This window comes from Streptomyces hydrogenans (assembly GCF_014656075.1).
Classification (GTDB): Bacteria; Actinomycetota; Actinomycetes; order Streptomycetales; family Streptomycetaceae; genus Streptomyces; species Streptomyces hydrogenans.
Genome location: NZ_BNBS01000122.1, coordinates 1 through 24,802 on the forward strand (window position 1 = coordinate 1; position 24,802 = coordinate 24,802).

The following is a 24,802-nucleotide window of genomic DNA, read 5'->3' on the forward strand; positions in this document are numbered from 1 at the left end:
TCTACGAAGGCACCAACCAGGTCCAGCGCATCGTCATGGCCCGCAACCTCCCGTAATCAACCCCTCGTCGAAAGGAGACAGGCCGTGACCCTGAGGATCGCTGTCTGTGTGAAGTACGTGCCCGACGCGACCGGCGACCGCGGTTTCGCCGACGACCTGACCGTGGACCGCGACGAGGTCGACGGTCTGCTGTCGGAGCTCGACGAGTACGCGGTCGAGCAGGCCCTGCGGATCTCCGAGGAGGCCGACGACGCCGAGGTCACCGTCCTCACGGTCGGCCCGGACGACGCCAAGGACGCCCTGCGCAAGGCGCTGTCGATGGGCGCCGACAAGGCCGTCCACGTCAACGACGAGGCCATCCACGGCTCCGACGTCATCGCCACCTCCGCCGTCCTCGCCAAGGCCCTGGAGAAGACCGGCTTCGACCTGGTCGTCTGCGGCATGGCCTCGACCGACGGCACCATGGGCGTGCTCCCCGCGCTCCTGGCCGAGCGGCTGAACCTGCCCCAGGCGACGCTGCTGTCCGAGGTGTCCGTGGCGGACGGCCTGGTGAAGGGCCGCCGTGACGGCGACGCCGCCACGGAGCTCCTGGAGGCCCCGCTGCCGGCCGTCGTCTCGGTCACCGACCAGTCCGGCGAGGCCCGTTACCCCACCTTCAAGGGGATCATGGCCGCCAAGAAGAAGCCGGTCGAGGAGCTGGAGCTCGACGACCTGGAGATCGACGAGGACGAGGTCGGCCTGGCCGGCTCCTGGACCCTGGTCGAGTCGGCGGACGCCCGCCCGGCCCGCACCCAGGGCACCATCGTCACGAACGAGGACGGTGACGGCGGCAAGCAGCTCGCCGCCTTCCTCGCGTCCCAGAAGTTCATCTGACCGCCCGTCACCCCACCTCAGGAGCAAGGAATCATGGCTGAGATCCTGGTTCTCGTGGACCACGCCGACGGTGCGGTCCGCAAGCCGGCCCTCGAACTGCTCACCCTGGCCCGCCGCCTCGGCGAGCCGTCCGCGGTCGTGCTCGGCGCCGGCGAGGCCGCCGCCTCCGTCGCCGCCACCGCCGCCGAGTACGGCGCGGCCACCGTCTACGTCGCGGACGGCGCCGAGTTCGCCGACCTGCTCGTCGTCCCCAAGGTCGACGCGCTGACCCAGATCGCGAAGGAGAAGCAGCCGGCCGCCGTGCTGCTCACCTCCTCCGGCGAGGGCAAGGAGATCGCGGCCCGCGTCGCGCTCCGCCTCGGCTCCGGCCTCATCACCGACGCCGTCGAGCTGGAGGCCGGCGACGAGGGCCCGGTCGCCACGCAGTCGGTCTTCGCCGCCTCGTACCAGGTGAAGTCCCGCGTCTCGCACGGCGTGCCGGTCATCACCGTCAAGCCGAACTCCGCCGCTCCGGAGGCCGCCCCGGCCGCCGGCACGGTCGAGAACGTCGCCGTCGCCTTCACCGGCACCGCGGCGAAGGTCGTCTCCCGCACCGCGCGGGTCTCCACCGGCCGCCCGGAGCTGACCGAGTCCGCCATCGTGGTCTCCGGCGGTCGCGGCGTCGGCGCCGCCGAGGGCTTCGAGGTCGTCGAGAAGCTGGCCGACTCGCTCGGCGCGGCCGTCGGCGCCTCCCGCGCCGCGGTGGACGCCGGCTGGTACCCGCACTCCAACCAGGTCGGCCAGACCGGCAAGCAGGTCTCCCCGCAGCTGTACGTCGCGGCGGGCATCTCCGGCGCGATCCAGCACCGGGCCGGCATGCAGACGTCCAAGACGATCGTCGCGGTCAACAAGGACGCCGAGGCCCCGATCTTCGACCTCGTCGACTACGGCGTCGTCGGCGACCTCTTCGAGGTCCTGCCGCAGCTCACCGACGAGATCGGCGCCCGCTGACGCGGACGGACAGGCGCGTGACGCGGGAGGGGGGTGGCACTTAGTGCCACCCCCCTCCCGCGTCTCCCGCGGTCAGAACCAGCCGTCCAGCGGGACCTCCTCGCAGAGCCGCACGACCGGCCTGCGGCCGGTGTCGGCGGCGCTCGCGAGCTTGACCCGGACGCCCGGCCGCACGGCGTGCGGCGGCCCGTCGACCCGGCAGCGGACCACGAAGCCCTCGGCCATGTGGACCGGCCAGAGGTCCGCCTCGGCCGCGGTGTGGGCGCGGCGCACGGTGATCACGCCCTCGCCGTCGCTGAGCTGCGGCGCCAGGTCGGTCGACCCGCAGGTCGGACAGAGCAGGCGCTGGAAGGTGGTGGTGTGGCACCAGGCGCAGCGCTGGAAGTAGAGATCGGTGCCCTCGGCCGATTCCTCGGTCCGACAGGCGCCGGGGTTCCTCAGTCCCGTGTGGAACACGATGCCTTCTCCTCGCACTCGGCGGCTCGACCGTGCATGGAGCCCAAGATATGGCACTGAGTGCCAGCAAAGAAAGACCTGAGTTCCCTCAACTTGAGATACTGAGGACCCTCAGCTCTCGCCGAGGCTCGACTCGACCTCGCGCACCACGCGCCACATCGGGGTGGACCGCTTGGTGATGACGACGACCACGTCGTCGTCCCCCTCCGCGGGGGCGTCGCCGGCGGCGGACGCCGCGGCGTCCGGGCTCCAGGTGGCGCGGACGAACTCCAGGGCGCGGTCGACCTCGTCCAGCGGATCCCCCTCGCCGCCCGAGCGCAGCCAGTGCCGCAGCGCGTGGTTGTGGGCGGCGACGACGGCCGCGGCGGCCACGTTGGCGCGCAGGGTGCCGTCCCTGCGGTCGGCCCAGCGGGTCCGCAGGTAGTCGCCGAGGGTCTTCTCGTACCGCCAGACGACGGAGAGTTCGTAGGTGCGCAGTCCCGCCACCTCACGGGTGAGGCGGTAGCGCTGGACGGAGAAGGTGGGGTTCTCGGCGTACATCCGCATGACCAGGCGGGCGGCGCCGCAGACCCGGACCATGGGGTCGTCGGTGTCGGCGCTGGCGGCGAGGAAGCGGGTCATGTCGTCGAGGCACTGGTCGTGGTCGGGGAAGACCACGTCCTCCTTCGACGGGAAGTAGCGGAAGAAGGAGCGGCGTCCGACCCCGGCGAGGGTGACGATGTCGTCGACGGTGGTCTGCTCGTAGCCCCGCTCCAGGAAGAGCTGGAAGGCCGCGGCGATGAGGGAGTCCCGCATCGCGGGCTTCGGGGGGTTCGCCTGGGGGGTCGCCGCTGCTGCCATGCCACGAACCTAACACCCGGGCGCCGTTCGCGCGGCACTCGGTGCCGGAATTTTCCGGCACCGAGTGCTCTCACGCGCGGGTGGCCCGGATCAGCGGGCGGACATCCGCAGGGCGCCGTCCATGCGGATCGTCTCGCCGTTGAGGTAGTCGTGCTCGGTGATCATGGTGATCAGCCGGGCGTACTCCTCCGGCCGGGCGAGGCGCTGCGGGAAGGTGACGCTCGCGGCGAGACCGGCCCGGATCTCCTCGCTGAAGCCCGCCATCATCGGGGTGTCGACGATGCCGGGGGCGACGGTGACGACCCTGATGCCGTACTGGGCGAGGTCGCGGGCGGCGGTGATGGTCATCCCGGCGACGCCGGCCTTGGAGGCGGCGTAGGCGATCTGCCCGACCTGGCCCTCGAAGGCGGCGATGGAGGCGGTGTTGACCACCAGACCGCGCTGCCCGTGCGCGTCGGGCTCGTGCCGGGCGATGGCCTCCGCGGCCAGCCGCATCACGTTGAAGGTGCCGATCAGGTTGACGTTCACGACCGCGCGGAAGAGGTCGAGGTCGTGCGGGCCCTTGCGGCCCAGGACGCGTGCCGAGGGGGCGATCCCCGCGCAGTTGACCGCGAGCCGCAGCTCCGCCCCGTCGGCGTCGACGGCGGCCAGCGCGGCGCGGACCTGCTCCTCGTCGGTCACGTCGGCGGCGATCAGCCGGACGCCCTCGGGCACGTCCACGGCGGCGGCGACGGCCTTGTCCAGGTCGAGGCCGTAGACCGTGGCGCCGCGGGCGGCGAGCGCGGCGGCGGTGGCGGCGCCGAGCCCGGAGGCGGCGCCGGTGACGAGAGCTGCGGAGCCGGCGATGTCCATGGAACTCCTCGTTCGTGTCGTGCGGGGTGTCCCTGCCGGCGGGTTGGCCGCCGGGCCGGGGGCGCGTCCCCGCGGGGGGACCGCGCGGTCCGCGCGGTCTGCGCCGCTCACCATAGAACCCGGTCCGGGGCGGTCACGGGACGGGGGTCATCCGATCGGTGGACCCCGGGGTCGGCCGATCCGCCCGCCGCCCGCAGCCGGTGCGTTGACCGTCCGGGTCCGGAAGCGGCCGGAGGATGAGGCGTCAGTCGATCTTCCATCCCCGACCCTGTGGAGCGACAGCCCTATGAAGCACGTGAAGAAGGCCCACCGGACCCGTCTGATGACCGGTGGCGCGATCGTCGCCCTCGGCCTGGCCGGCGTCGGCGCCTACTCCGCGAGCGCCGGAGGCGAGGACACCGCGGCGGCCCCCGCGGCCGTCACCGAAGCGAAGAACAGGAACACGACCGCCACCACCCACCTGACGATCGCCGCGGCGACGAAGGCGGCGAAGGCCGCGCTGGACGCCGCGGAGGCGGAGAACCAGCGGGTGACCGTCGCGGTGGTCGACCGGAACGGCAACACGCTCGTCACCCTGCGCGGCGACGGCGCGGGCCCGCAGTCCTACGCGTCGGCGGAGCGGAAGGCGTACACCGCCGTGTCCTGGAACGCCCCGACCTCGGAGCTCGCGAAGCGGCTCGCCCAGGCGCCGAACCTCAAGGACATCCCCGGCACCCTCTTCCTCGGCGGCGGCGCCCCGGTCACCGCGAAGGGCGCCCCGGTCGCGGGCATCGGCGTGGCGGGCGCACCCTCGGGCGACCTCGACGAGAAGTTCGCCCGCGCGGGCGTGGCGGCTCTGGCCCGATAGCAGACCGGCGACGGTTCCGGAGACGACTCCGGGGACAGGCCCGCCGACGGGCCCGGAGAACGCCGAACCCCGGTCCGCCTGAAACGGGGGAACACAGGCGAACCGGGGTGGCTGATCACGAGCATACGCCTCAACTTGTTCAACACGAAATCACCACGGATATGTCAGGTCCGTGATGATCGCGTGCCCCGGGCCCCTGACTGGCCCGGCACCGCGCCGCTCTGGGAGGATCGCCCTTCCAGCAGCGCGAACCCGGGGGAACCGTGCACGACTTGCAGCCGGAGGATCCGGCCTCGATCGGCCCGTACCGCCTGTCGGCGCGGCTCGGTGAGGGGGGCATGGGCCAGGTGTTCCTGGCGGTCTCCCGCAGCGGCCGGCGGCTCGCGGTGAAGGTCGTCCGCCCCCAGATCGCCGCCGACCCGGGCTTCCGGGAGCGGTTCCGCCGCGAGGTGGCGGCGGCCCGGACGGTCGGCGGCTTCTGGACCGCGCCGATCGTGGACGCCGACCCGGACGGCCCGGTGCCGTGGGTGGCGAGCGACTACATCGACGCGCCCGACCTGGCGCGGCTCGTACGGGAGCGGGGGCCGCTCCCCGAGGCGGCGGTACGCTCCCTGGCCGCCGGCCTCGCCGAGGCCCTGGAGGCCGTCCACCGGGCCGGTCTGGTCCACCGGGACCTGAAGCCGTCGAACATCCTGGTCACCGACGACGGCCCGCGCGTCATCGACTTCGGCATCTCGAAGGCGGTCGAGGGGGCCACGGCCCTGACCGACACCGGCCTGGTCGTCGGCACCCCCGGCTTCATGAGCCCGGAGCAGGCGAGGGGCGAACCGGTGGCCCCGTCGAGCGACGTCTTCTCACTGGGCGCGGTCCTCGCGTACGCCGCGACCGGCCGCGCCCCCTTCGGCGAGGGCCCCGTCCCCGCCCTCCTCTACCGGGTCGTCCACGACGACCCGGACCTGGACGGGGTGCCGCCGGGCCTGTGGCCGCTCGTCGCCGACTGCCTGGACAAGTCCCCGGACCTGCGCCCGACCCCCTCCGGGGTGCTGAACATCCTGCTGGGCCCGGACGCCGCCGAGGCCGCGAGCCGGCCGGCTCCGCCCCCGCCGAGCGCGCCGCCGCCCGGCGGGGCCGGCCGGATCGTGGAGGTCACCGCGGGCGTCGTGGAGAAGCCGACCCGCCGCTCGGAGCGAGGCGGCTGCCTCGCGATCCTCGGGATCGCCGCCCCGTGCGTCGGCGTCCCCCTCGGCCTCGTCCTCTCGCTCCCGGTCGTCACCCTCACGGCGGCGCTGCTCGGACTGGTGGCCTTCGTGGCCGGCGTCGTCCTCACCGGCGGCCAGCCCCTGGTCCGGCACACCGTCCAGCTGACCACCGACCACCTCCACTGCCGGGCGCACGACCGGCGCTGGTCCTCGCCGTGGACCGACGTCTCCCTGGTCACCGTCCGGTCCACGAGGCCGGGCGTCCGGGGCGAGCGCCGCTGGCAGCTGGCCGCCCTCCTCCACTCCGGCGCGCCGGTCCCGAAGGGCTTCTCGGGCAAGGGCGGCCGGGAGGCGGTCATGGCGCTCCACTTCGACCCCTCGGAGGACCCGGCCCCGGCGCTCCGGCGCCTCGACGCGGGGCTGCGCCGCTTCGCCGGGGACCGCTACTCCCCCGACGCCCTCCTCACGGCGTTCCTGGACCGGCCGCCGACGGCTACTTCTCCGGACGCGCCAGCCCCCGGCTGATGACCAGGCGCTGGATCTGGTTCGTGCCCTCGAAGATCTGCATGATCTTCGCCTCCCGCATGTAGCGCTCGACCGGGAAGTCGCGGGTGTAGCCGTAGCCGCCGAGGACCTGGACCGCGTCCGTGGTGACCTTCATCGCCGTGTCCGTGGCGATGAGCTTGGCGGCGCTGGCCTGGCGGCTGAAGGGGCGGCCGAGGTCGCGGCGGCGGGCGGCGTCGAGGTAGGTGGCGCGGGCCGCGTCGACGGCGGCGGCCATGTCGGCGAGGAGGAAGCCGAGGCCCTGGTGGTCGACGATCCGGCGGCCGAAGGTGGAGCGCTCGTTGGCGTAGTCGACGGCCGCGTCCAGGGCGGCCTGGGCGAGGCCGGTGGCGCAGGCGGCGATGCCGAGGCGGCCGTTGTCGAGGGCGCTGAAGGCGATCTGGAGGCCCTGGCCCTCGGTGCCGACGAGCCGGTCCTCCTCGATGAGGGCGCCGTCCCAGTAGGCGGAGGTGGTGGGGACCGCCTGGAGGCCCATCTTGCGTTCGGGGGCGCCGAAGGAGAGGCCCTCGGTCTGCCCGGGGGCGAGGAAGCAGGAGACGCCGTGGTTGCCGGGGGCGGTGCGGGCGAAGAGGGCGTAGAAGCCGGCCTTGCCGCCGTGGGTGATCCACGCCTTGGTGCCGGTGATCCGGTAGCCGCCGCCGTCCTCCTGGCGCTCCGCCTTGCAGGCGAGGGCGGCGGCGTCGGAGCCGGCCTGCGGCTCGGAGAGGCTGTAGCCGCCGACGAGACGGCCCTCCAGCATGGAGGGGAGCCAGCGCTCCTTCTGCGCGTCGGTGCCGAAGGCGTAGAGCGGGTGGCAGGCCAGCGTGTGGACGCTGGTGGCGACCGCGACGGCCGCCCAGCGCGCGGCCAGCTCCTCCAGGACCTGGAGGTAGACCTCGTACGGCTGGCCCCCGCCGCCGTACTCCTCGGGGTAGGGCAGGCCGAGCAGGCCGGTCCGGCCGAGCGTGGCGAAGAGACCCTCGGGATAGGTCTCGGCGGCCTCGTGTGCGTCCACCCGGGGAGAGAGCTCGCGGTCGGCGATCTCGCGGGTGAGGGCGATGAGGTCCGCCGCCTCGGGGGTGGGAAGCAGGCGGTCGACATCCATGGCGACTCCATCGGCGCGCAAAGTGGTACTCGGACGGGTACTCCAGTACCGCTAAAAATAGCGCACGACTCGCCGGAGGGCATCCCCCCGGCCGGACGGCCCGGCATACTGTTCAGGTGATCGAGACCTCCGCCGCCGGCGCCCCGAAGCTCACGGGCCGGGGAGCGGCACGCCGTTCCGCGCTGTTCGAGGAGCTGGTCGCCCTGCTGGTCGGCGAGGGCTTCGCCCGGCTGACCCTCGACGACCTCGCCGCCCGGCTGCACTGCTCCAAGCGCACCCTGTACGGCCTGGCGGGCAGCAAGGAACAGCTGGTCCGGGCAGCCGTCGTGTACTTCTTCCGGCGCGCCACGGCCCGGGTCGAGTCGGTCCTCGCCGCCGCGAGCGGGCCCGCCGAACGGCTCGCCGCCTATCTGCGGGCCGTCTCCGCCGAGCTGGCGCCGGTCTCCCCGCAGTTCTTCGACGACGTGGCCGCCTTCGAGCCCGCCGCCGAGGTGTACGAGCGGAACACCCGCGCCGCCGCCGGCCGGGTGAAGGAGATCATCGAGGAGGGCGTCGCCGCCGGCGTCTTCCGGGAGGTCCACGTGGCCTTCGCCGCCGACGTCATCTCCTCCGTGATGGTCCGCATCCAGCGCCGGCAGGTGGCCGGCGCCACCGGGCTCGCGGACGCCGAGGCGTACGACCAGCTGGCCGAGCTGCTGCTCAGCGGGCTGCGCCGGGCCTGAGGCGGCCACCGGATGAACCACCCGACCCCGTCCCACCGCCCGACGGACCACGACCGCGAGGGGCCCCAGTGACCAGACCGAACGGCCGGACCGTGCGGGACCTGCGCCGCGAGAACCGCACCGCGGTCCTCCGGCGGCTCTACTTCGACGGCCCCATGAGCCGCTTCTCGCTCGGCCCCGCCACCGGGCTCAGCTCCGGTTCCGTCAGCAACGTGGTCGCGGAGCTGGTCGCCGAGGGCCTCGTCGAGGAGGCCGGCAGCGTCGACTCGGCCGGTGGCCGGCCCCGGATCCTGCTGCGGGTCGCGCCCGCCAGCGGTCGCATGATCGGCGTCGACGTGGGCGAGACCCGCGTCCGGGTCGAGCTCTTCGACCTCACCCTCACCGAACTCGCCCGCGCCGAACGCCCCCTGGACCCGGCGGCGGAGGAGGGCGAGCGGTACGACGTCGGGGTCGTCGTCGGCCACATCCGCGAGGGGGTCGCCGAGGTGCTGCGCACGGCCGGCGTCCCCGCCGAGGCGCTGCTCGGCGTCGGCATCGGCGTCCCCGGCATCGTCGAGCACCCCGGTGACGGCGGGGAGGGCGGCGCCGTGGTGCACGGACAGACCATCGGCTGGGACGCGGTGCCGCTGGAGCGGCTGCTCCGCGAGGCGGTCGACCTGCCGGCCGGGGTGCCCTTCCGGATCGACAACGGCGCCAAGACCCTGGGCCAGGCCGAGATGTGGTTCGGCGCCGGCCGGGGGGCGGCCAGCGCCGTCGTGGTCCTCTTCGGCTCCGGCGTCGGCGCCTGCGTGACGAGCGACCCCCCGTCCCCCGGACGGGCCCTGGAGTGGGGCCACCTGAAGGTGCGGGTCAGGGGCCGCCGCTGCCGCTGCGGCGCCCAGGGCTGCCTGGAGGCGTACGCCGGCGCCTCGGCGCTGCTCGAACGGTGGCGGGAGGCCGGTGGCGAGCCCCCGGCCGGCGCGGACGAGGAGACCGCCCTCGCGGCGATGGCGGCCGCCGCCCACCCCGGGGAGGGCGGCGAGCCGGACCCGGCGGCGCTCGCGGTCCTGGCCGAGACCGCCGAGTACCTGGGGGCGGGCTTCGCCGATCTGATCAACCTCTTCCAGCCGGAGCGGATCCTCGTCGGCGGCTGGGCCGGACTGCTCCTCGGCACCCGTTTCCTGGCCGCCGTCGAGGAGCACGCGCGCGCGTACGCCCTGGCGTACCCGGCGGCCCGGGTCACCCTCGGCATGAGCGCCCTCGGCCCGGACGCGGTCACCGTCGGCGCGGCGATCCTCCCGCTGGCGGACTTCTTCGACCGGGGCGGCCGCCGCGAGGAGCCCGACCCCGTGGAGGAGGCCCCGGCCTGGGCGGAGAACGTGCGGGAGCGCACCGCGCGCTGACCGGGCGGTCGGCCCGACCGGTCCGGGTACCCGCACTCAGGCGGACCGGCCCGCTCCGCACGGAGTCCGGCCCGCGGCTCCCCCCGGGCGGTCGCCGCCGGGTGCACCGGCGTCCGGAAGCCGGTCCCCGGCCGCGTGGACCGGGTAGTCCTTCGGCTAGGCGACGGAGCCTATGCGGCCCGCCACGGGGGAGTCGGGGCCGTCGTGGTGGATGGGGGTGTGGGCGCCGGTGAGGGAGGCGCCGGAGCCGCCGCGGCGGTTGGCGACGATCTCCGCGCCGATCGACAGGGCGGTCTCCTCGGGGGTCCGGGCGCCGAGGTCGAGGCCGATCGGGGAGCGGAGGCGGGCCAGTTCGAGCTCGGTGACGCCGACTTCGCGCAGCCGCTTGTTGCGGTCCTCGTGGGTGCGGCGGGAGCCCATCGCGCCGACGTAGGCGACGGGAAGTCTGAGGGCGGCCTGGAGGAGGGGGACGTCGAACTTGGCGTCGTGGGTGAGCACGCACAGCACGGTCCGGGCGTCGACCTCCGTCGACTCCAGGTAGCGGTGGGGCCAGGCGACGACGATCTCGTCGGCCTCGGGGAAGCGGAGCTTCGTCGCGAAGACCGGGCGGGCGTCGCAGACGGTGACGTGGTAGCCGAGGAACTTGCCGACCCGCACCAGGGCGGAGGCGAAGTCGATGGCACCGAAGACGATCATGCGGGGGGCCGGGACGGAGGACTCGACCAGCAGGGTCAGCGGCCGCCCGCAGCGGCTGCCGTCCTCGCCGATCTCCACCGTGCCGGTGCGGCCGGCGTCCAGCAGCGCGCGGGCCTCGGCGGCGGCGGTGCGGTCCAGCTCCGGGTGGCCGCCGAGCCTCCCCTCGTACGCGCCGTCCGGGTGGACCAGGAGCGCCGCGCCGAGGAGGTCCTCGGGGCCGGAGACGATCCGGGCGAGGGCCGCCGCCTCTCCCGAGACGGCGGCGGCCAGAGCGGCGGGGAAGACCCCGCCGCGGACCGGGGTGACGAGGATGTCGATGATGCCTCCGCAGGTCAGGCCGACCGCGAAGGCGTCCTCGTCGCTGTAGCCGAAGCGTTCGACGACGACCTTGCCGTCGTCGAGCGCCGTCCGGCACAGCTCGTACACCGCGCCCTCCACACATCCGCCGGAGACCGAGCCGATCGCCGTGCCCTCGCTGTCGACGGCGAGCGCGGCGCCGGGCTGCCGGGGCGCGCTGCCGCCGACGGCCACCACGGTGGCCACGGCGAAGTCGCGTCCCTGCTCGACCCACCGGTGCAGCTCTTCGGCGATGTCCAGCATGTCGGTCTCCTTGGCTGTGGGTAGGGAGCGGGCGGGCGTCAGCTGACGCCCAGCCAGCCCTCGATCGGGTGGAGGGCGAAGAACACGATGAAGATGGCGGTCAGGCACCACATGAACGCGCCGACCTCCCGTGCCTTGCCCTGCGCCACCTTGATGACGGTGTAGGCGATGACGCCGGCCGCGACGCCCGGGGTGATGCTGTACGTGAACGGCATCAGGACCACGGTCAGGAAGACCGGGATCGCGACGGAGCTGTCGCCCCAGTTCACGTGCTTGGCGTTCATCATCATCATCGCGCCGATGACGACCAGGGCGGCGGAGCCGACCTCGCGGGGCACGATCTGGGTGATCGGGGTGAAGAAGAGGCAGGCCGCGAAGAACAGGCCGGTGATCACCGAGGAGAAGCCGGTGCGGGCACCCTCGCCGACGCCGGTGGCGGACTCGACGAAGACGGTCTGGCCGGAGGCGCCGGAGACGCCGCCGATCGCGCCGCCCGCGCCGTCGATGAACAGCGCCTTGGACAGGCCGGGCATCCGGCCCTTGTCGTCGGCCAGGTTGGCCTCGGTGCCGACGCCGATGATGGTGGCCATCGCGTCGAAGAAGCCGGCCAGCACCAGGGTGAAGACGATCACGCCGACGGTGATGTAGCCGACGTCGCCCCAGCCGCCGAAGGAGACGTCGCCGAAGATCGAGAAGTCCGGGGCGGAGACCGCGCTGCCCTTGAGCTCCGGGGCGCCGTTGGCCCAGGCGCCCGGGCCCTTGGCCGGGATGTCGGCGACCGCGTTGACGATCAGCGAGATGATCGTGCCGCCGACGATGCCGATGAGGATGGCGCCGGGGACCTTGCGGGCCTGGAGGGCGAAGATCGCGAGGAGGGTGACCGCGAAGATCAGGACGGGCCAGCCGACGAGTTCGCCGCCGGAGCCCATGGTGACGGGCGGGCCGAACTGCGGGCCGGCGCCGACGAAGCCGGCCTTGTTGAAGCCGATCAGGGCGATGAAGAGGCCGATGCCGATGGTGATGCCGTGCTTGAGCGGCAGCGGGATGGCGTTCATGATCATCTCGCGGAGGCCGGTGACCACCAGGAGACAGATCACCAGACCGTAGACCACGCACATGCCCATGGCCTGCGGCCAGGTCATCTGGGGCACCACCTGGGTGGCCAGCACGCCGGAGACGCTGAGGCCGGCCGCGAGGACGAGCGGCACCTTGCCGACGAAGCCCATCAGCAGGGTGGTCACCGCCGCGGCGAGGGCGGTCGCCGTGATGACGGCGGAGGAGGCGAGGACGTGCTTGTCGACGTCCGGGCCTCCGAGGAGGATCGGGTTGAGCAGGAGGATGTACGCCATCGCCATGAAGGTGGTGACGCCACCGCGGATCTCCGTGCCGACGGAGGATCCTCTCTCCGAGATGTGAAAGTACCGGTCGAGCCAAGAACGTCCGGCGGGGTTGCGCGAGCCGGAGCCCGCGTCTTCCGCGGCGGTCTTGGGCTCCACAGACGACTGGGTCATGGGGCCTACTCCCAAGGTTCAAAGGGGCACCCGCATCAGATGTCGGACTCTGACGTTGGAAACGCGGGATTTGGGATATTTCGTTGGCTGCACGACCCGGGGGACGGCCCGAGACGAACGGGTTGTTGCGGGGCACTGCGGGTACTGCCGGTACTGCGGGGTACTGCGTGGGGGTACGACTCCGGGCGGTGCGGGCGGGGGAAGGTGTGACGTTCCTGGGAGGCACACACCGCCCGGAGGGTCCTACAGGGTGCCGGTGAGCGCCTCGGGGCGGACCGGCGTCTTGTTCAGCTCCAGGCCGGTCGCCGCCCGGATCGCCGCGAGGACGGCCGGGGTGGACGACAGGGTCGGGGCCTCGCCGATGCCCCGGACGCCGTACGGCGCGTTGGGGTCGGCCAGTTCGAGGTAGTCGACCGGGATGGTCGGCGTGTCGAGGATGGTGGGGATCAGGTAGTCCGTGAAGGAGGGGTTGCGCACCTTCGCGGTCTTCGGGTCGACGATGATCTCCTCCATCACCGCGACGCCCAGGCCCTGGGTGGTGCCACCCTGGATCTGGCCGACCACGGAGAGCGGGTTGACCGCCTTGCCGACGTCCTGCGCGCAGGCCAGCTCGATGACCTTGACGAGGCCGAGCTCGGTGTCCACCTCGACCACCGCGCGGTGCGCCGCGAAGGCGTACTGCACGTGGCCGTCGCCCTGGCCGGTGACGAGGTCGAAGGCCTGGGTCGGACGGTGCCGCCACTCCTCCTCGACCTCCACGGCCTGGTCCTCCAGGACGTCCGCGATGGTGGCGAGCGCCTCGCCGCCGTCGGTGACGACCTTGCCGCCCTCCAGGAGGAGTTCGGCGTTGGCCCACGCCGGGTGGTACGAGCCGAACTTGCGCCGGCCGATCTCCAGGACCTTCTCGCGGACGATCTCGCAGGAGTTCTTGATGGCGCCGCCGGTCATGTACGTCTGGCGGCCCGCGGAGGTCGAACCGGCCGAGCCCACCTGGGTGTCGGCGGGGTGGATGGTGACCTGCTGGACGCCGAGCTCGGTACGGGCGATCTGCGCGTGGATGGTGACGCCGCCCTGGCCGACCTCCGCCATGGCGGTGTGGACGGTGGCGACGGCCTCGCCGTTGATGACCTCGATGCGGATCTTCGCGGTCGAGTAGTCGTCGAAGCCCTCGGAGAAACCGACGTTCTTGATGCCGACCGCGTAGCCGACGCCGCGCACGACGCCCTCGCCGTGCGAGGTGTTGGACAGGCCGCCCGGCAGCGCGCGGACGTCCGCGCCCTCGCCGGCGGTCTCCCACTGGCGCTCCGGCGGCATCGGGCGGGCCTTGACCCTGCGCAGCAGCTCGGCGACCGGGGCCGGCGAGTCCACGACCTGGCCGGTCGGCATGATCGTGCCCTGCTCCATGGCGTTGAGCTGGCGCAGCTCCACCGGGTCCATGCCCAGCTTCGCCGCGAGCTTGTCCATCTGGGCCTCGTAGGCGAAGCACGCCTGGACCGCGCCGAAGCCGCGCATGGCGCCGCAGGGCGGGTTGTTGGTGTAGAGGCCGATCGCCTCGATCTCCACGTCCTCGACGACGTAGGGACCGATCGAGAGGGAGGAGGCGTTGCCGACGACCGAGGCCGTGGACGACGCGTACGCGCCGCCGTCGAGCACGATCCTGCACTTGACGTGCGTGAGCTTGCCGTCCTTGGTGGCGCCGTGCTCGTACCAGAGCTTCGCCGGGTGCCGGTGGACGTGCCCGAAGAAGGACTCGTACCGGTTGTAGACCATCTTGACCGGCTTGCCGGTGCGCAGGGCGAGGATGGAGGCGAGGATCTGCATGGAGATGTCCTCGCGGCCGCCGAAGGCGCCGCCGACACCGGCCATGGTCATCCGGACCTTCTCCTCGGGCAGGCCGAGGCAGGGGGCGATCTGCTTGAGGTCCGAGTGCAGCCACTGGGTGGCGACGTACAGGTCGACGCCGCCGTCCTCGGCCGGTACGGCGAGGCCGGACTCGGGGCCGAGGAAGGCCTGGTCCTGCATGCCGAAGGTGTACTCGCCCGTGACGATCACGTCGGCGCGCTCGGCGGCCGCCGCCGCGTCGCCGCGGATGATCGGCTGGCGGTGCACGATGTTGGGGTGCGGGACGTGACCGGAGTGGTGGTCGTCGCGGTTCTCGTGGACCAGGATCGCGTCCGGGGCGAGGGCGGAGGCCTCGTCCGTGACGACCGGGAGCTCCCGGTACTCGATCTTGATCTTGGCGGCGGCGCGGCGGGCCGTCTCCGGGTGGTCGGCGGCCACGAGGGCGACCGGCTCACCGTGGTGGCGGACCTTGCCGTAGGCGAGGACCGGGGTGTCCTGGAACTCCATGCCGTAGTTCTTCGCGGCCGGCAGGTCCTCGTGGGTCAGCACGGCGTAGACGCCGTCCATCGTGAGGGCCTCGGAGGTGTCGATGGACACGATCTCGGCGTGCGCGACGGTGGAGCGCAGGATCTGGCCCCACAGCATGTCCTCGTGCCACATGTCCGAGGAGTAGGCGAACTCGCCGGTGACCTTGAGGGTGCCGTCCGGGCGGAGCGTGGACTCGCCGATGCCGCCCTTGACGTGGTTCTGGGTGACGTCGGTGGGCGTGCCCACCGGTACGGTACGCGTGTTCTGAGCCATCGTCAGACCGCCTCTCCCTGACGCTCCTGGCGCGCGGCCGCGAGGCGGACCGCGTCGAGGATCTTCTCGTAACCGGTGCAGCGGCAGAGGTTGCCGGAGAGCGCCTCGCGGATGTCCGCGTCCGTCGGGGACGGGTTGCGCTCCAGCATCTCGTCGGCCGCGACGAGCAGACCGGGGGTGCAGAAGCCGCACTGGACGGCGCCCGCGTCGATGAACGCCTGCTGGATCGGGGAGAGTTCGACGCCCTCGCCGGTCTGCGAGTCCTGGGCGGGCTTCGCCTCCCACCTCTTGGCCGCGTCGACCGAGGTGCCGCAGGCGCCGGAGGCGCAACCGCCGTGGGCCTCGCGCTCCTTGGCGTACTCCGCCAGGCCCTCGACGGTGACGACCTCGCGGCCCTCGACCTGACCGGCGGCGACCAGACAGGAACAGACCGGCACGCCGTCGAGGCGCACCGTGCAGGAACCGCACTCGCCCTGCTCGCAGGCGTTCTTGGAGCCGGGCAGCCCCAGGCGCTCACGCAGGACGTAGAGGAGGGACTCGCCCTCCCAGACGTCGTCGGCTTCCTGCGGACGACCGTTGACCGTGAAATTGACGCGCATGGTTATGCAGCTCCCTCAAGCGTGCGGCCGGCGCCGCGGTACTGCTCCCACGTCCAGCCGAGCTGGCGGCGAGCCATGATGCCGACGGCGTGGCGCCGGTACTTGGCGGTGCCCCGGACGTCGTCGATCGGGTTGGCGGCGGCCGAGCACAGGTCGGCGAACTGCTTCGCGATCGAGGGGGTGATGATCTTCCCGTTGTCCCAGAAGCCGCCCTCCTCCAGCGCCGCGTTCAGGAAGGCCTCGGCCTCCTTGGCGCGGATCGGGGTCGGCGCGGCCGAACCGATGCCGGTGCGGACGGTGCGGGTCTCCGGGTGGAGCGCCAGGCCGAAGGCGCAGACCGCGATGACCATCGCGTTGCGGGTGCCGACCTTGGAGTACTGCTGGGGGCCGTCCGCCTTCTTGACGTGGACGGTCTTGATGAGCTCGTCGGGCTGGAGCGCGTTGCGCTTCACGCCCGTGTAGAACTCGTCGATCGGGATGAAGCGGCTGCCCCGGACCGACTCGACCTCGACCTCGGCGCCGGCGGCGAGGAGGGCGGGGTGGGCGTCACCGGCCGGGGAGGCGGTGCCGAGGTTGCCGCCGACACCGCCGCGGTTGCGGATCTGCGGAGAGGCGACCGTGTGGGAGGCGAGTGCCAGGCCCGGCAGCTCGGCCCGCAGGTTCTCCATGATCTGCGTGTACGGAACGGAAGCGCCGAGTCGGACGTTCTCCTCGCCGACCTCCCACTCGCGCAGCAGCTCGACGCGGTTCAGGTCCAGCAGGTACTCGGGGCGCCGGTGGTCGAAGTTGATCTCGACCATGACGTCGGTACCGCCGGCGATGGGCACGGCTGTGGGGTGCTCGGCCTTGGCGGCGAGCGCCTCCTCCCAGCTGGCGGGGCGAAGGAAGTCCATGGTGGCTCTCTTCTAGTGATTCTGGTGGGGGTCGGACGTCTGGGCCCTGGGGGACGTTCGGCCCTCGACTTCGGAGTTCATGTCCTGTTCACGCGGTGTGTGGCCTAGTACACAAGCCACGATGGCCGGGGTGTAGCCACCGAAAACATGAAGGAGTTGGCCGGTGCCCGTGCACGTCTTGTAGATTCGAACGAAAGGCGGGGAACAGAAACCTCGCCGTTTTCCCCTGGAAACGGTGGCACCACCCCCACCGGCCCACCGTCGAATACCCGACAACCCCACCACCCCACTCGAAGGAACGGCGGCGACACGATGCGGCTGCGCGCACTGCTGGAGAACGACGCGCTCGGGCTGCGCCTGCTCGGCGGCGAGGACGAGCTGGACCGCTCCGTCCGCGGCGTGATGACCACGGACCTCAAGGATCCCAGCCGGTACCTGTCCGGCGGCGAGCTGGTCCTCACCGGCCTGGCCTGGCTGCGCGACGCGGCCGACGCCGAGCCCTTCGTGCGGATCCTCAGCCAGGCCGGGGTCGCCGCGCTGGCGGCGGGCGAGGCCGAGCTGGGCGACATCCCGGACGATCTCGTGGAGGCGTGTTCGCGCCACCGGCTGCCGCTCTTCGCGGTCAACGAATCCGTTGCGTTCGCGACGATCACCGAACACGTCGTTCGACAGGTCTCCGGCGAGCGGGCCGGTGACCTGGCCGCCGTCGTGGACCGGCACCGGCGCCTGATGACCTCCGGCCCGGCGGGCGGCGGCCCCGAGGCCGTCCTCGACCTGCTCGGCTCCGACCTGGACCTGCGGGCCTGGGTCCTCTCCCCCACCGGACGGCAGATCGCGGGCGCCGGGGAGCCGCTGGACCACGCCCTGGCCGCCGGGCTCGCGGGCGAGCACCTGGCCGCCACCCGGACCGGCCGGCGCGGCCCGCACCGGCTGACCGTGCACGGCACGGCGTACTCGCTCTTCCCGATCCGCAACACCGGCCGGGCCGCCGGTCCCGCCTCCCGTGACGTCCGCGAGACGGTCCTGTCCGACTGGCTGCTGGCCGTGGAGGCCGACGCCGGGGACTGGCCGGCCGCCCGGCTCGACCTGCTCCAGGGCGTCACCCAGCTGATCTCCGTCGAGCGCGACCGGCGCGACGCGGCCCGCACGGTCCGCCGCCGGCTCGCCCAGGAGGTCCTGGAGCTGGTGCAGACGGGCGCCGCGCCCGCCGAGATCGCGGCCCGGCTGCGGGTCGCCGCCCCGGTGCTGCTGCCCGGCCTCGGCGCGGCCCCGCACTGGCAGGTGGTCGTGGCCCGGGTCGAGTGGGACCAGGACGGCGGCCAGAACCCGGTGGAGCCGGGCCCGGTCACCCAGGCCCTCCTGGAGGAGATCCTGGTCGACCCGGCGACCGTCGGCGCCGAGTCCGCCGACCGGATCGCCGTGGCCCACACCGGCGACGAGGCGATCGCGCTGGTGCCGCTGACCGCGGGACCGCTGCCCGAGAGCGAGGACGACGGCCCGGCGCCCGCGCTCGGCCTGCACGCGGACGCCCTGCTCGCGGCGGTACGCGGCCCGCTCTCATCCGGCCTCGCCGACGACGGGCGGCTCACGCTGGGCGTCAGCGCCGCCGTGCACTCGGCGGAGGGCCTGCGCGGCGCCCTGGAGGAGGCCCGGCACGCCCGCCGGGTGGCCGCGGCCCGTCCCGGCCGGGTCTGCGCGGCCGGCCACCACGAGCTGGCCTCGCACGTCCTGCTGCTGCCCTTCGTCCCGGACGACGTGCGGCGCGCCTTCACGGCCCGGCTGCTCGACCCGCTGCGGGACTACGACCGGCGGCACCGGGCGGAGCTGATCCCGACCCTGGAGGCGTTCCTGGACTGCGACGGCTCCTGGACGCGCTGCGCGACCCGGCTGCACCTGCACGTGAACACGCTGCGCTACCGCGTGGGCCGGATCGAGCAGCTGACCGGCCGGGACCTCTCCCGCCTGGAGGACAAGCTCGACTTCTTCCTCGCCCTGCGGATGAGCTGACCCCCGCGACCCCCTCACCGGCCGGGGTCCTGGCTCCGGGCGGGGTCCGGGCTCCGGGCGGGGCCCTGGCTCCGGGCGGGGTCCGGTCTCCGCGGGGTCCGGTCTCCGGGCGGGGCCCGATCGAGGTGGGGGCGACCTCCGGCCTCGCCCCGCGCGAGGGTCCGGCCGGGGTCCGATCGAGGTCCAGCCCCGCTCCGGTCGAGGTCCGGCCCGGCTCCGGGCAGGGTCCGGGCGGTTGCGGAATTCACTCCTTCGGTTGAGTCCGGAGGAGTGAGACGGACCCCCTCGGTCCGCCCTCCCGGCATCCCCCGCCGCACCACCGCCCTCCCTGATCACCGCCGTGATCACGGGCCACGACGCCCCCCGAGGCCCCGCCGGACCCACTCCCGGCCGGGCGTCACGCACGCTCCGCGGCTTTGTGAAATTTTTCACCCGACCCCTTGGCCGGGTACGTCCGTTCGTGCTGAGATGCCGTCCTACTCAACAGCTCGATGGCGCGCTCGGGGAGGGCAATGTGGCGGACACCGCCATGTCTGGTTCCGAATCAGGGGGCGGCGGAAGTCCGTCCCTCGCCCACGGCAAGGAGACTCCGGTGGAGACCGCCATATGGCGGCTCCGCTCCCGCGGCTGCTGGGCCGACGCGGCGGCCCTGCTCGCCCCCCGCGCCCATGAACCGGCCGCGGCGCTCGAACGGGCCGCGCTGCTGATCGAGCGCTGTCTCTACACCGAACAGGGCTGGGCCGAGGCCGAGGAGGCGCTGCGCGCCGCCGAGGCGGTCGCGGGCAGCGACGAGGAACGCGGCGCCGCGGCCTGCGAACGGGGCTATCTCGCTTACGCCTCCACCCTGTTGGGCGTCCGGGACCGCGCCGACGAGGCCCGGATGGCGCTCGGCCGCGCTGCGGCCCTGATCGCCCCCTCCGAGCCGGGCCGCCCGCTGCTCGACTACCGGCGCGGGCTGATCGCGCAGAACCTCGGCGACTCCCCGCAGGCGGCCCGCGCCGCGTACCGCCGCGCGCACGCCGGCGCCACCGCGCAGGGCGACGCGCTGCTGCTCTCCTCCACCTGGCGCCATCTCGCCGGCCTCGCGCTGCGCGAGGGCGAGCTGGCGGAGGCCCGGCACGGCTTCGCCGAATCGCTGCGGATCCGCGAGGAGTTGGGCTACCTGGTCGGTACGGCCCCGGCTCTCACCGCGCTGGCCGACACCGAGACCGAGCCGGAGGCCGGCCGGCTGCGCGCCGAGGCCCGTCGGCTCTTCCGCCTCCTCGGTGGCGTACCGACCTGGCTGGCCGGGCAGTTGACGCCCCGGACGGCCATGTGACGGCGACCCGGCGCCGTCCGCGCGGGGTGCGGTCCGGTGACCGGAAATCGCCGGGCGATCCTCCAGGACGGGGTGTCAGCCCCCGTACGGCTCCAGGCAGACGAGGCTCTCGTCGGTGCCGATGAGGAGCGCCCCGGTGGCGGTGACGGCGACGGCGCGGACCGCGGGGCCCGGGCGGAAGGCCCGGCGCCGGCCGCCCTCGGCCGGGATCAGTTCGACCCGGCCGACGGCCCAGGCGGGCGCGACGAGCGGACCGCCGGGGGCGGGGGCCGCGTGCAGGGCGACGACCGGCGCCCGGCGCTCCGCGAGCGGTTCCGGCACCGGGGCGCGGCCCGGGGTCCAGAGCCGTACGGTGCCGTCGGCGCCGCCCGAGCAGACGAAGGGGGTCTCCGACTCCACGGCGGTCACTGCGGTCACCCGGCCGCTGTGCGGGGCGGCCTGGTGGAGGCCGGTGACCCCGAAGGCGTGGACCGAGCCGAGCCGGTCCCCCACCACCACCGAGCCCGCGATCGCCGCGAGCGCCGTGCCGGGATGCCGGGACAGGGTGGTGGAGACGGCGTCGGTGAGCCGTTCCAGATAGGGCGGGCGGGGCGCCGTGCCCCGGACCGTGTGCAGACGGCCGCGCTCGTCGAGCAGCAGCACCGTTCCGTCGGCGGTCGGCGCGAGGGCGGTGATCCGGCCCTGGACCCGGTGGGCGAGCCGTCCCTCGCTCGTGGCGTCGGACTCCCGCAGCAGCCGGACGGTGCCCGTGCGGTCGCCGACCAGGAGCAGACCGGCCGAGGGCCCGCCGGCGGTCGCGCCGAGCACCGCGACCGGCCCGGGCCACGGCGGGGAGACGTCGCCGCGGTGCCGGGCCCAGCGCATCCGCCACGGCGCGGGGGCCGCCAGTTCGGCGAGCGCGGGGCGCAGCCGGGGGTCGGCCGCGACGGCGAGGGCGATGAGCAGCACCAGGGCCCGGCCGGCCGGGCCGTCGGCCGCGCACAGCGCCTGCCCGGCCCGCAGCCACGCGTCGCGCAGCTCGCCGGGGTCGGCGTCGGCGGGGACGGTGAGGTAGCCGGTGGTGACGAGGAGGGGGTCGGCGGCGCAGACGGCGACCGGGTCGGACAGGTCCGGCGGCGACGGGGCCGGCGGCAGCGGCTCGGGGCCCGCGTCCCCGTCGAGGTCGACCACGGTGGTGCGGGCGGCCCGGGGGGCCCGGGTGCCGGTGCGGGTCTCCACCACCAGGCGGATCCGGCCGGTCTCGGCGAGCCCGGCGAGCAGGTCGGCCACCGCGTCCGGTTCGGCGGCGGCGTGCAGATCGGTGAGCAGCAGCACGGTCCGGCCGGTGCGCCGGGCCTCGCTGGTGGCGAGCGCGTGGCCGAGGTCGGCGGGGGTGCGGGCGACCACGCCCAGGCGGTTCGCGAGCGTCCAGGCCACGCCGAGGGCGCCCTGCCCGGCGAGCGGGACGAGGATCCGCTCGGTGCGGCCCCGGCCGCGCCGGCCCCGGGTGGCCTGGGCGGCCAGCCAGCCGAGGAGGGCGGTCTTGCCGCTGCCGGCGGCACCGGTGACCAGGCACAGGCGGGGCGCGTCGGGGTCGGTGAGCCACCCGAGGAGCGCGCCGGCCCCGGGTTCGGTACCGGTGGCGGGTCGGCGTCCGTCCGCGGGGGACGGGGTCGCGGACGGCATGGGGCACCTCACGGGCGACGCGGTACGAACGGCTGTCGCCCCCGACCTTAGTAGGCGCGGGCCCGCCTGGCCGCCCCCTCGCGGGGGTCAGACCTCGGCACCGGTGAAGTGCTCGCGGACCAGGGACTCGACGACCGGGAGGTCCTGGGCGCCGAGGGCGTCGAGCAGGGCGCCGTGCTCGGCGGCGTCGGCGACCAGGTCCGCGTGGCGCGGCACCGGGGCGCTCAGCAGGGGCCACTGGGAGCGGCGGTGGAGGTCGTCGGCGATGACCAGGAGCTGCTCGTTGCCGGCCAGGGCGAGGACCGCGCGGTGGAAGGCCCGGTCGGTCTCGGCGTAGTGCGCGCGGTCGCCGCGGGCGGCGGCGGCACCGGTGGCCTCGGCGAGCGGGCGCAGCGCGGCCCACCGGCCGGCCGGGACGGTGCGGGCCAGCCGCAGCATGACGGGGACCTCGATCAGGGCGCGGACCTCGGCCAGCTCGGCCAGTTCGCGGGGGGTGCGGACGACGACCCGGAAGCCGCGGTTGGGGACGACCTCGACGGCGCCCTCGACGGCGAGGCGCTGCATGGCCTCGCGGACCGGGGTCGCGGAGACGCCGAAGCGCTCGCCGAGGACCGGGGCGGAGTACACCTCGCCGGGCCGCAGCTCGCCGGCGACCAGGGCGGTGCGCAGGGCGTCGAGGATCTGGCCGCGGACGGAGTGGCGCCGCACGGCGGACGGGCCGCCGCCGGGGAGCGGCAGGGGCGTCTCGCCGTGGGTGTGCTCGCCCCTGGCCTGTTCGGGGACGCGGGCGCCGCCGGTCCCGTACGGGTCGGGCGCGGGGTCGCCGCACCGCGGGGACGGTCCCTCCGTCGCCCGCTCGCGCGCTGCGCCCTGCTCCACCCGGGTCCTCCTGCGGCCTCGTGCCGGGCCCGGCTCGCGATGCCGGGGTCCCCTGTGCACCATAGGCGAACGGACGGTTCCGTGGGACCGCGCCCACGGGCGGCGGGGGGAGCGGGGCCGCCGGTGGTGAGACGTGATGCCGTTTCGGGTAAGGTAAGGCTAACCTGCTAACGATCGCGATTCGGTGGTCCGCATGACCGTCCCCGCCCTGCTGCCCTCCCCCCTCGCCTCGCCCGTCGCGGCCTCGTACGCCCGGCTGGCCGAGGTCTTCTCCGGCCTGCGGATAGAGGAGACGGACGGGGACGAACGGCTGCCGCGCGGCGCCGGCTGGGTCCGCGCCGAGGAGCTGGCCGCCGGCGGGGCCGCCCTGGACGCCTTCCTCGCCTGGGACAACGCGCAGGTGCTCCGCGACTACGGACAGCAGGCCCGGCCCGACGTGGTCGCCAGCTTCGGACTGCACCGCTACGGCTGGCCCGCCTGCCTGCTGGTGACCGTCCCCTGGTTCCTGCACCGCCGGGTCCCCCGCCTCCCCGTGGAGTCAGTCGCCTTCCAGCGGGCCCTGGGCCGCATGGCGGTCCGGGTCGAGGAGTTCGCCTGTCTGCCCGGTGACCCCGCCGCCGCCCTGCCCGGCGCCCGGGTGGTCTCCGGCGAGGACGCCCTGCGCGCGGAGGTCCGCGCCTCGCTCGCCGAGCACTTCGAGGCCCTCCTGGGCGGCTTCGGACCGCGGATGCGGCGGGGCCGGCGGGCCCTGTGGGGGATGGTGACGGACGAGATCGTGGAGAGCCTCTGGTACATCGGCGCCCTGCTCGGCGAGGAGGAGCGGGCCATGGCCGAGCTGGAGCTGCTGCTGCCGGGGAGCACCGGCCGGCCGGAGAAGCCGTACGCGGGCGGGGCCGGCTTCCGCCCGCTGCCGGGGGCCGAGGCGCCGGACGGCACCCCGCGCGCCACCCGGGACCGGGCCACCTGCTGCTTCTTCTACACGCTGCGCCCCGAGGACACCTGCCTCACCTGCCCGCGCACCTGTGACGCCGAGCGGGTGCAGCGGCTCGCCGCCACCGCCTGAGGGACCTCACGCCCCAGGCGGCTCACACCACCCCCACGAGTGACGTGAATCGAACGCAACTCCGGCCCCACTGGCGGTCGTTCGACCAGAAGGTACCCATTCGCATGTCGTGAGCCCCCGTTGGCGTGCTCTTGCCCCGAAAACCGGTGGGCCCGCCGATCGGTCGGACAGTATGGGCGGCCAAACGCCCCACTGCGATGCGAGGGACACCGCATGAGACTGACCGACATATCGCTGGACTGGCTGCTTCCGGGCGGCGTGATGGTGGCCGGAGTCCTGACGGCGGTGGCGGTGCTCGCGCGCGGGAAGCGCGCCGGTGACCAGGCCGCGGCGGAGGACTCCTGGGAGCGCAGCGAGGAGCGGCGCAGACGCAAGGAGGCCATCTACGGCACCGCCTCGTACGGGCTGCTGTTCTGCTGCGCAGCCGTCGCGGCGGCGCTCTCCTTCCACGGACTCGTCGGCTTCGGCCGGCAGAACCTCAACCTGACCGGCGGCTGGGAGTACCTGGTGCCGTTCGGCCTCGACGGCGCCGCCATGTTCTGCTCGGTGCTCGCCGTCCGCGAGGCCAGCCACGGCGACGCGGCCCTCGGCTCCCGCCTCCTGGTCTGGCTCTTCGCGGGGGCGGCCGCCTGGTTCAACTGGGTGCACGCGCCGCGCGGTCTGGGCCACGACGGGGCCCCGCACTTCTTCGCGGGGATGTCCCTGTCGGCGGCGGTCCTCTTCGACCGGGCGCTGAAGCAGACCCGCCGGGCGGCGCTGCGCGAGCAGGGCCTGGTGCCCCGTCCGCTGCCGCAGATCCGGATCGTCCGGTGGATAAGGGCCCCGCGGGAGACCTTCGCCGCCTGGTCGCTGATGCTGCTGGAAGGCGTACGGACCCTGGACGAGGCCGTGGACGAGGTCCGCGAGGACCGGCGCGAGAAGGAGCAGAACCGGATCCGCCGGCGCGAGCAGGCCAAGCTCGACCGGGCGCAGATCAAGGCGCTCAACCGTCAGCACCGGGCCTTCGGCCGGGGCGGCGGGCGTCAGGTGGAGGTGGCGGCGCTGTCCGCCGCCGGGACCGGCGGGGGCCAGGCCCCCGGGTCCGGGCCGGGTTCCGCGACGGCGGCGGTCACCGCCGCC

Annotated in this window: 21 protein-coding genes; 10 read left to right on the forward strand and 11 right to left on the reverse strand. The window is 74.1% G+C overall.

All coding sequences use genetic code 11. The features are described 5' to 3' along the window. Positions 1-84: 84 nt before the first annotated feature. Together IE321_RS33590 and IE321_RS33595 are read left to right on the forward strand one after the other, a co-directional pair. On the forward strand, positions 85-873 hold the full coding sequence (locus IE321_RS33590) for an electron transfer flavoprotein subunit beta/FixA family protein (RefSeq protein ID WP_190225675.1): 789 nt from the start codon (positions 85-87) through the stop codon (positions 871-873). 33 nt (positions 874-906) lie between these two features. Then, complete coding sequence (locus tag IE321_RS33595) at positions 907-1,863, forward strand: electron transfer flavoprotein subunit alpha/FixB family protein (protein WP_190225676.1); 957 nt, start codon at positions 907-909, stop codon at positions 1,861-1,863. Positions 1,864-1,935: 72 nt separating this feature from the next. Here the strand turns inward: IE321_RS33595 and IE321_RS33600 are convergent, their stop codons facing one another. From IE321_RS33600 to IE321_RS33610, 3 genes are all read right to left on the reverse strand, one after another. Further along, the gene (locus IE321_RS33600) at positions 1,936-2,319 is read right to left on the reverse strand and encodes a Zn-ribbon domain-containing OB-fold protein (RefSeq protein WP_043231100.1); all 384 of its coding nucleotides are present in this window, start codon (positions 2,317-2,319) and stop codon (positions 1,936-1,938) included. Between the two features lie 111 nt (positions 2,320-2,430). After that, a complete protein-coding gene (locus IE321_RS33605) occupies positions 2,431-3,159 on the reverse strand; it encodes a TetR family transcriptional regulator (RefSeq protein ID WP_226651446.1) in 729 nt (242 codons plus the stop codon). Between the two features lie 90 nt (positions 3,160-3,249). Next, positions 3,250-4,011, reverse strand: a complete 762-nt coding sequence (locus tag IE321_RS33610) for an SDR family NAD(P)-dependent oxidoreductase (protein WP_190225677.1) — start codon at positions 4,009-4,011, stop codon at positions 3,250-3,252. A 286-nt stretch (positions 4,012-4,297) separates the two neighbouring features. Between IE321_RS33610 and IE321_RS33615 the strand changes: the two genes are divergently transcribed. Together IE321_RS33615 and IE321_RS42400 are read left to right on the forward strand one after the other, a co-directional pair. Then, on the forward strand, positions 4,298-4,858 hold the full coding sequence (locus IE321_RS33615) for a GlcG/HbpS family heme-binding protein (protein ID WP_043231108.1): 561 nt from the start codon (positions 4,298-4,300) through the stop codon (positions 4,856-4,858). A gap of 263 nt (positions 4,859-5,121) precedes the next feature. Beyond that, complete coding sequence (locus IE321_RS42400) at positions 5,122-6,582, forward strand: serine/threonine-protein kinase (RefSeq protein ID WP_229916661.1); 1,461 nt, start codon at positions 5,122-5,124, stop codon at positions 6,580-6,582. On the opposite strand, the gene IE321_RS33625 is transcribed toward IE321_RS42400, so the two are convergent. Next, positions 6,551-7,705, reverse strand: coding sequence for an acyl-CoA dehydrogenase family protein (locus IE321_RS33625; protein ID WP_190225678.1), 1,155 nt, complete (start codon positions 7,703-7,705; stop codon positions 6,551-6,553). The genes IE321_RS42400 and IE321_RS33625 overlap by 32 nt on opposite strands. A gap of 116 nt (positions 7,706-7,821) precedes the next feature. Here IE321_RS33625 and IE321_RS33630 point away from each other — a divergent pair, with 116 nt between their 5' ends. Beyond that, a complete protein-coding gene (locus tag IE321_RS33630; RefSeq protein WP_190225679.1) occupies positions 7,822-8,427 on the forward strand; it encodes a TetR/AcrR family transcriptional regulator in 606 nt (201 codons plus the stop codon). Positions 8,428-8,495: 68 nt separating this feature from the next. Continuing rightward, a complete protein-coding gene (locus tag IE321_RS33635; RefSeq protein ID WP_190225680.1) occupies positions 8,496-9,809 on the forward strand; it encodes an ROK family transcriptional regulator in 1,314 nt (437 codons plus the stop codon). A 156-nt stretch (positions 9,810-9,965) separates the two neighbouring features. On the opposite strand, the gene IE321_RS33640 is transcribed toward IE321_RS33635, so the two are convergent. The 5 genes from IE321_RS33640 to IE321_RS33660 all read right to left on the reverse strand — a co-directional run bounded on the left by IE321_RS33640 (position 9,966) and on the right by IE321_RS33660 (position 16,751). Continuing rightward, on the reverse strand, positions 9,966-11,105 hold the full coding sequence (locus IE321_RS33640; RefSeq protein WP_043231116.1) for an XdhC family protein: 1,140 nt from the start codon (positions 11,103-11,105) through the stop codon (positions 9,966-9,968). A gap of 38 nt (positions 11,106-11,143) precedes the next feature. After that, positions 11,144-12,616, reverse strand: a complete 1,473-nt coding sequence (locus tag IE321_RS33645) for an NCS2 family permease (protein WP_043231118.1) — start codon at positions 12,614-12,616, stop codon at positions 11,144-11,146. A 243-nt stretch (positions 12,617-12,859) separates the two neighbouring features. Further along, positions 12,860-15,259: a xanthine dehydrogenase subunit D gene (pucD, locus tag IE321_RS33650; protein ID WP_043231120.1), complete on the reverse strand. Its 2,400-nt coding sequence runs from the start codon at positions 15,257-15,259 to the stop codon at positions 12,860-12,862. A 2-nt stretch (positions 15,260-15,261) separates the two neighbouring features. Further along, positions 15,262-15,858 carry a (2Fe-2S)-binding protein gene (locus IE321_RS33655; RefSeq protein WP_043231122.1) on the reverse strand — a complete coding sequence of 199 codons (597 nt, stop codon included), beginning with the start codon at positions 15,856-15,858 and terminating at the stop codon, positions 15,262-15,264. 2 nt (positions 15,859-15,860) lie between these two features. After that, on the reverse strand, positions 15,861-16,751 hold the full coding sequence (locus IE321_RS33660; RefSeq protein WP_043231124.1) for an FAD binding domain-containing protein: 891 nt from the start codon (positions 16,749-16,751) through the stop codon (positions 15,861-15,863). Positions 16,752-17,063: 312 nt separating this feature from the next. Between IE321_RS33660 and IE321_RS33665 the strand changes: the two genes are divergently transcribed. Then, complete coding sequence (locus IE321_RS33665) at positions 17,064-18,758, forward strand: PucR family transcriptional regulator (protein WP_043231126.1); 1,695 nt, start codon at positions 17,064-17,066, stop codon at positions 18,756-18,758. 514 nt (positions 18,759-19,272) lie between these two features. Continuing rightward, complete coding sequence (locus tag IE321_RS33670; RefSeq protein WP_370531623.1) at positions 19,273-20,076, forward strand: hypothetical protein; 804 nt, start codon at positions 19,273-19,275, stop codon at positions 20,074-20,076. A gap of 75 nt (positions 20,077-20,151) precedes the next feature. On the opposite strand, the gene IE321_RS33675 is transcribed toward IE321_RS33670, so the two are convergent. Continuing rightward, entirely contained in the window at positions 20,152-21,741 is a 1,590-nt protein-coding gene (locus tag IE321_RS33675) for a hypothetical protein (RefSeq protein WP_190225682.1), read from the reverse strand. A gap of 87 nt (positions 21,742-21,828) precedes the next feature. Further along, positions 21,829-22,620, reverse strand: a complete 792-nt coding sequence (locus IE321_RS33680) for a GntR family transcriptional regulator (RefSeq protein ID WP_043231130.1) — start codon at positions 22,618-22,620, stop codon at positions 21,829-21,831. Positions 22,621-22,813: 193 nt separating this feature from the next. Here IE321_RS33680 and IE321_RS33685 point away from each other — a divergent pair, with 193 nt between their 5' ends. Next, positions 22,814-23,683 (forward strand): (2Fe-2S)-binding protein, encoded by an 870-nt coding sequence (locus IE321_RS33685; protein ID WP_190225683.1) that lies wholly within the window; start codon positions 22,814-22,816, stop codon positions 23,681-23,683. 213 nt (positions 23,684-23,896) lie between these two features. Further along, the coding region (locus IE321_RS33690; protein WP_229916663.1) for a DUF2637 domain-containing protein at positions 23,897-24,802 on the forward strand (906 nt) is incomplete at its 3' end.

Bases quoted from the DNA above. Each gene is read 5' to 3' on its own strand.
- IE321_RS33595 (WP_190225676.1), top strand. From the start codon at position 907: ATGGCTGAGATCCTGGTTCTCGTGGACCACGCCGACGGTGCGGTCCGC.
- IE321_RS33605 (WP_226651446.1), bottom strand. From the start codon at position 3,159: ATGGCAGCAGCGGCGACCCCCCAGGCGAACCCCCCGAAGCCCGCGATG.
- IE321_RS33610 (WP_190225677.1), bottom strand. From the start codon at position 4,011: ATGGACATCGCCGGCTCCGCAGCTCTCGTCACCGGCGCCGCCTCCGGG.
- IE321_RS33615 (WP_043231108.1), top strand. From the start codon at position 4,298: ATGAAGCACGTGAAGAAGGCCCACCGGACCCGTCTGATGACCGGTGGC.
- IE321_RS33625 (WP_190225678.1), bottom strand. From the start codon at position 7,705: ATGGATGTCGACCGCCTGCTTCCCACCCCCGAGGCGGCGGACCTCATC.
- IE321_RS33640 (WP_043231116.1), bottom strand. From the start codon at position 11,105: ATGCTGGACATCGCCGAAGAGCTGCACCGGTGGGTCGAGCAGGGACGC.
- IE321_RS33645 (WP_043231118.1), bottom strand. From the start codon at position 12,616: ATGACCCAGTCGTCTGTGGAGCCCAAGACCGCCGCGGAAGACGCGGGC.
- pucD (WP_043231120.1), bottom strand. From the start codon at position 15,259: ATGGCTCAGAACACGCGTACCGTACCGGTGGGCACGCCCACCGACGTC.
- IE321_RS33655 (WP_043231122.1), bottom strand. From the start codon at position 15,858: ATGCGCGTCAATTTCACGGTCAACGGTCGTCCGCAGGAAGCCGACGAC.
- IE321_RS33660 (WP_043231124.1), bottom strand. From the start codon at position 16,751: ATGGACTTCCTTCGCCCCGCCAGCTGGGAGGAGGCGCTCGCCGCCAAG.
- IE321_RS33665 (WP_043231126.1), top strand. From the start codon at position 17,064: ATGCGGCTGCGCGCACTGCTGGAGAACGACGCGCTCGGGCTGCGCCTG.
- IE321_RS33675 (WP_190225682.1), bottom strand. From the start codon at position 21,741: ATGCCGTCCGCGACCCCGTCCCCCGCGGACGGACGCCGACCCGCCACC.
- IE321_RS33685 (WP_190225683.1), top strand. From the start codon at position 22,814: ATGACCGTCCCCGCCCTGCTGCCCTCCCCCCTCGCCTCGCCCGTCGCG.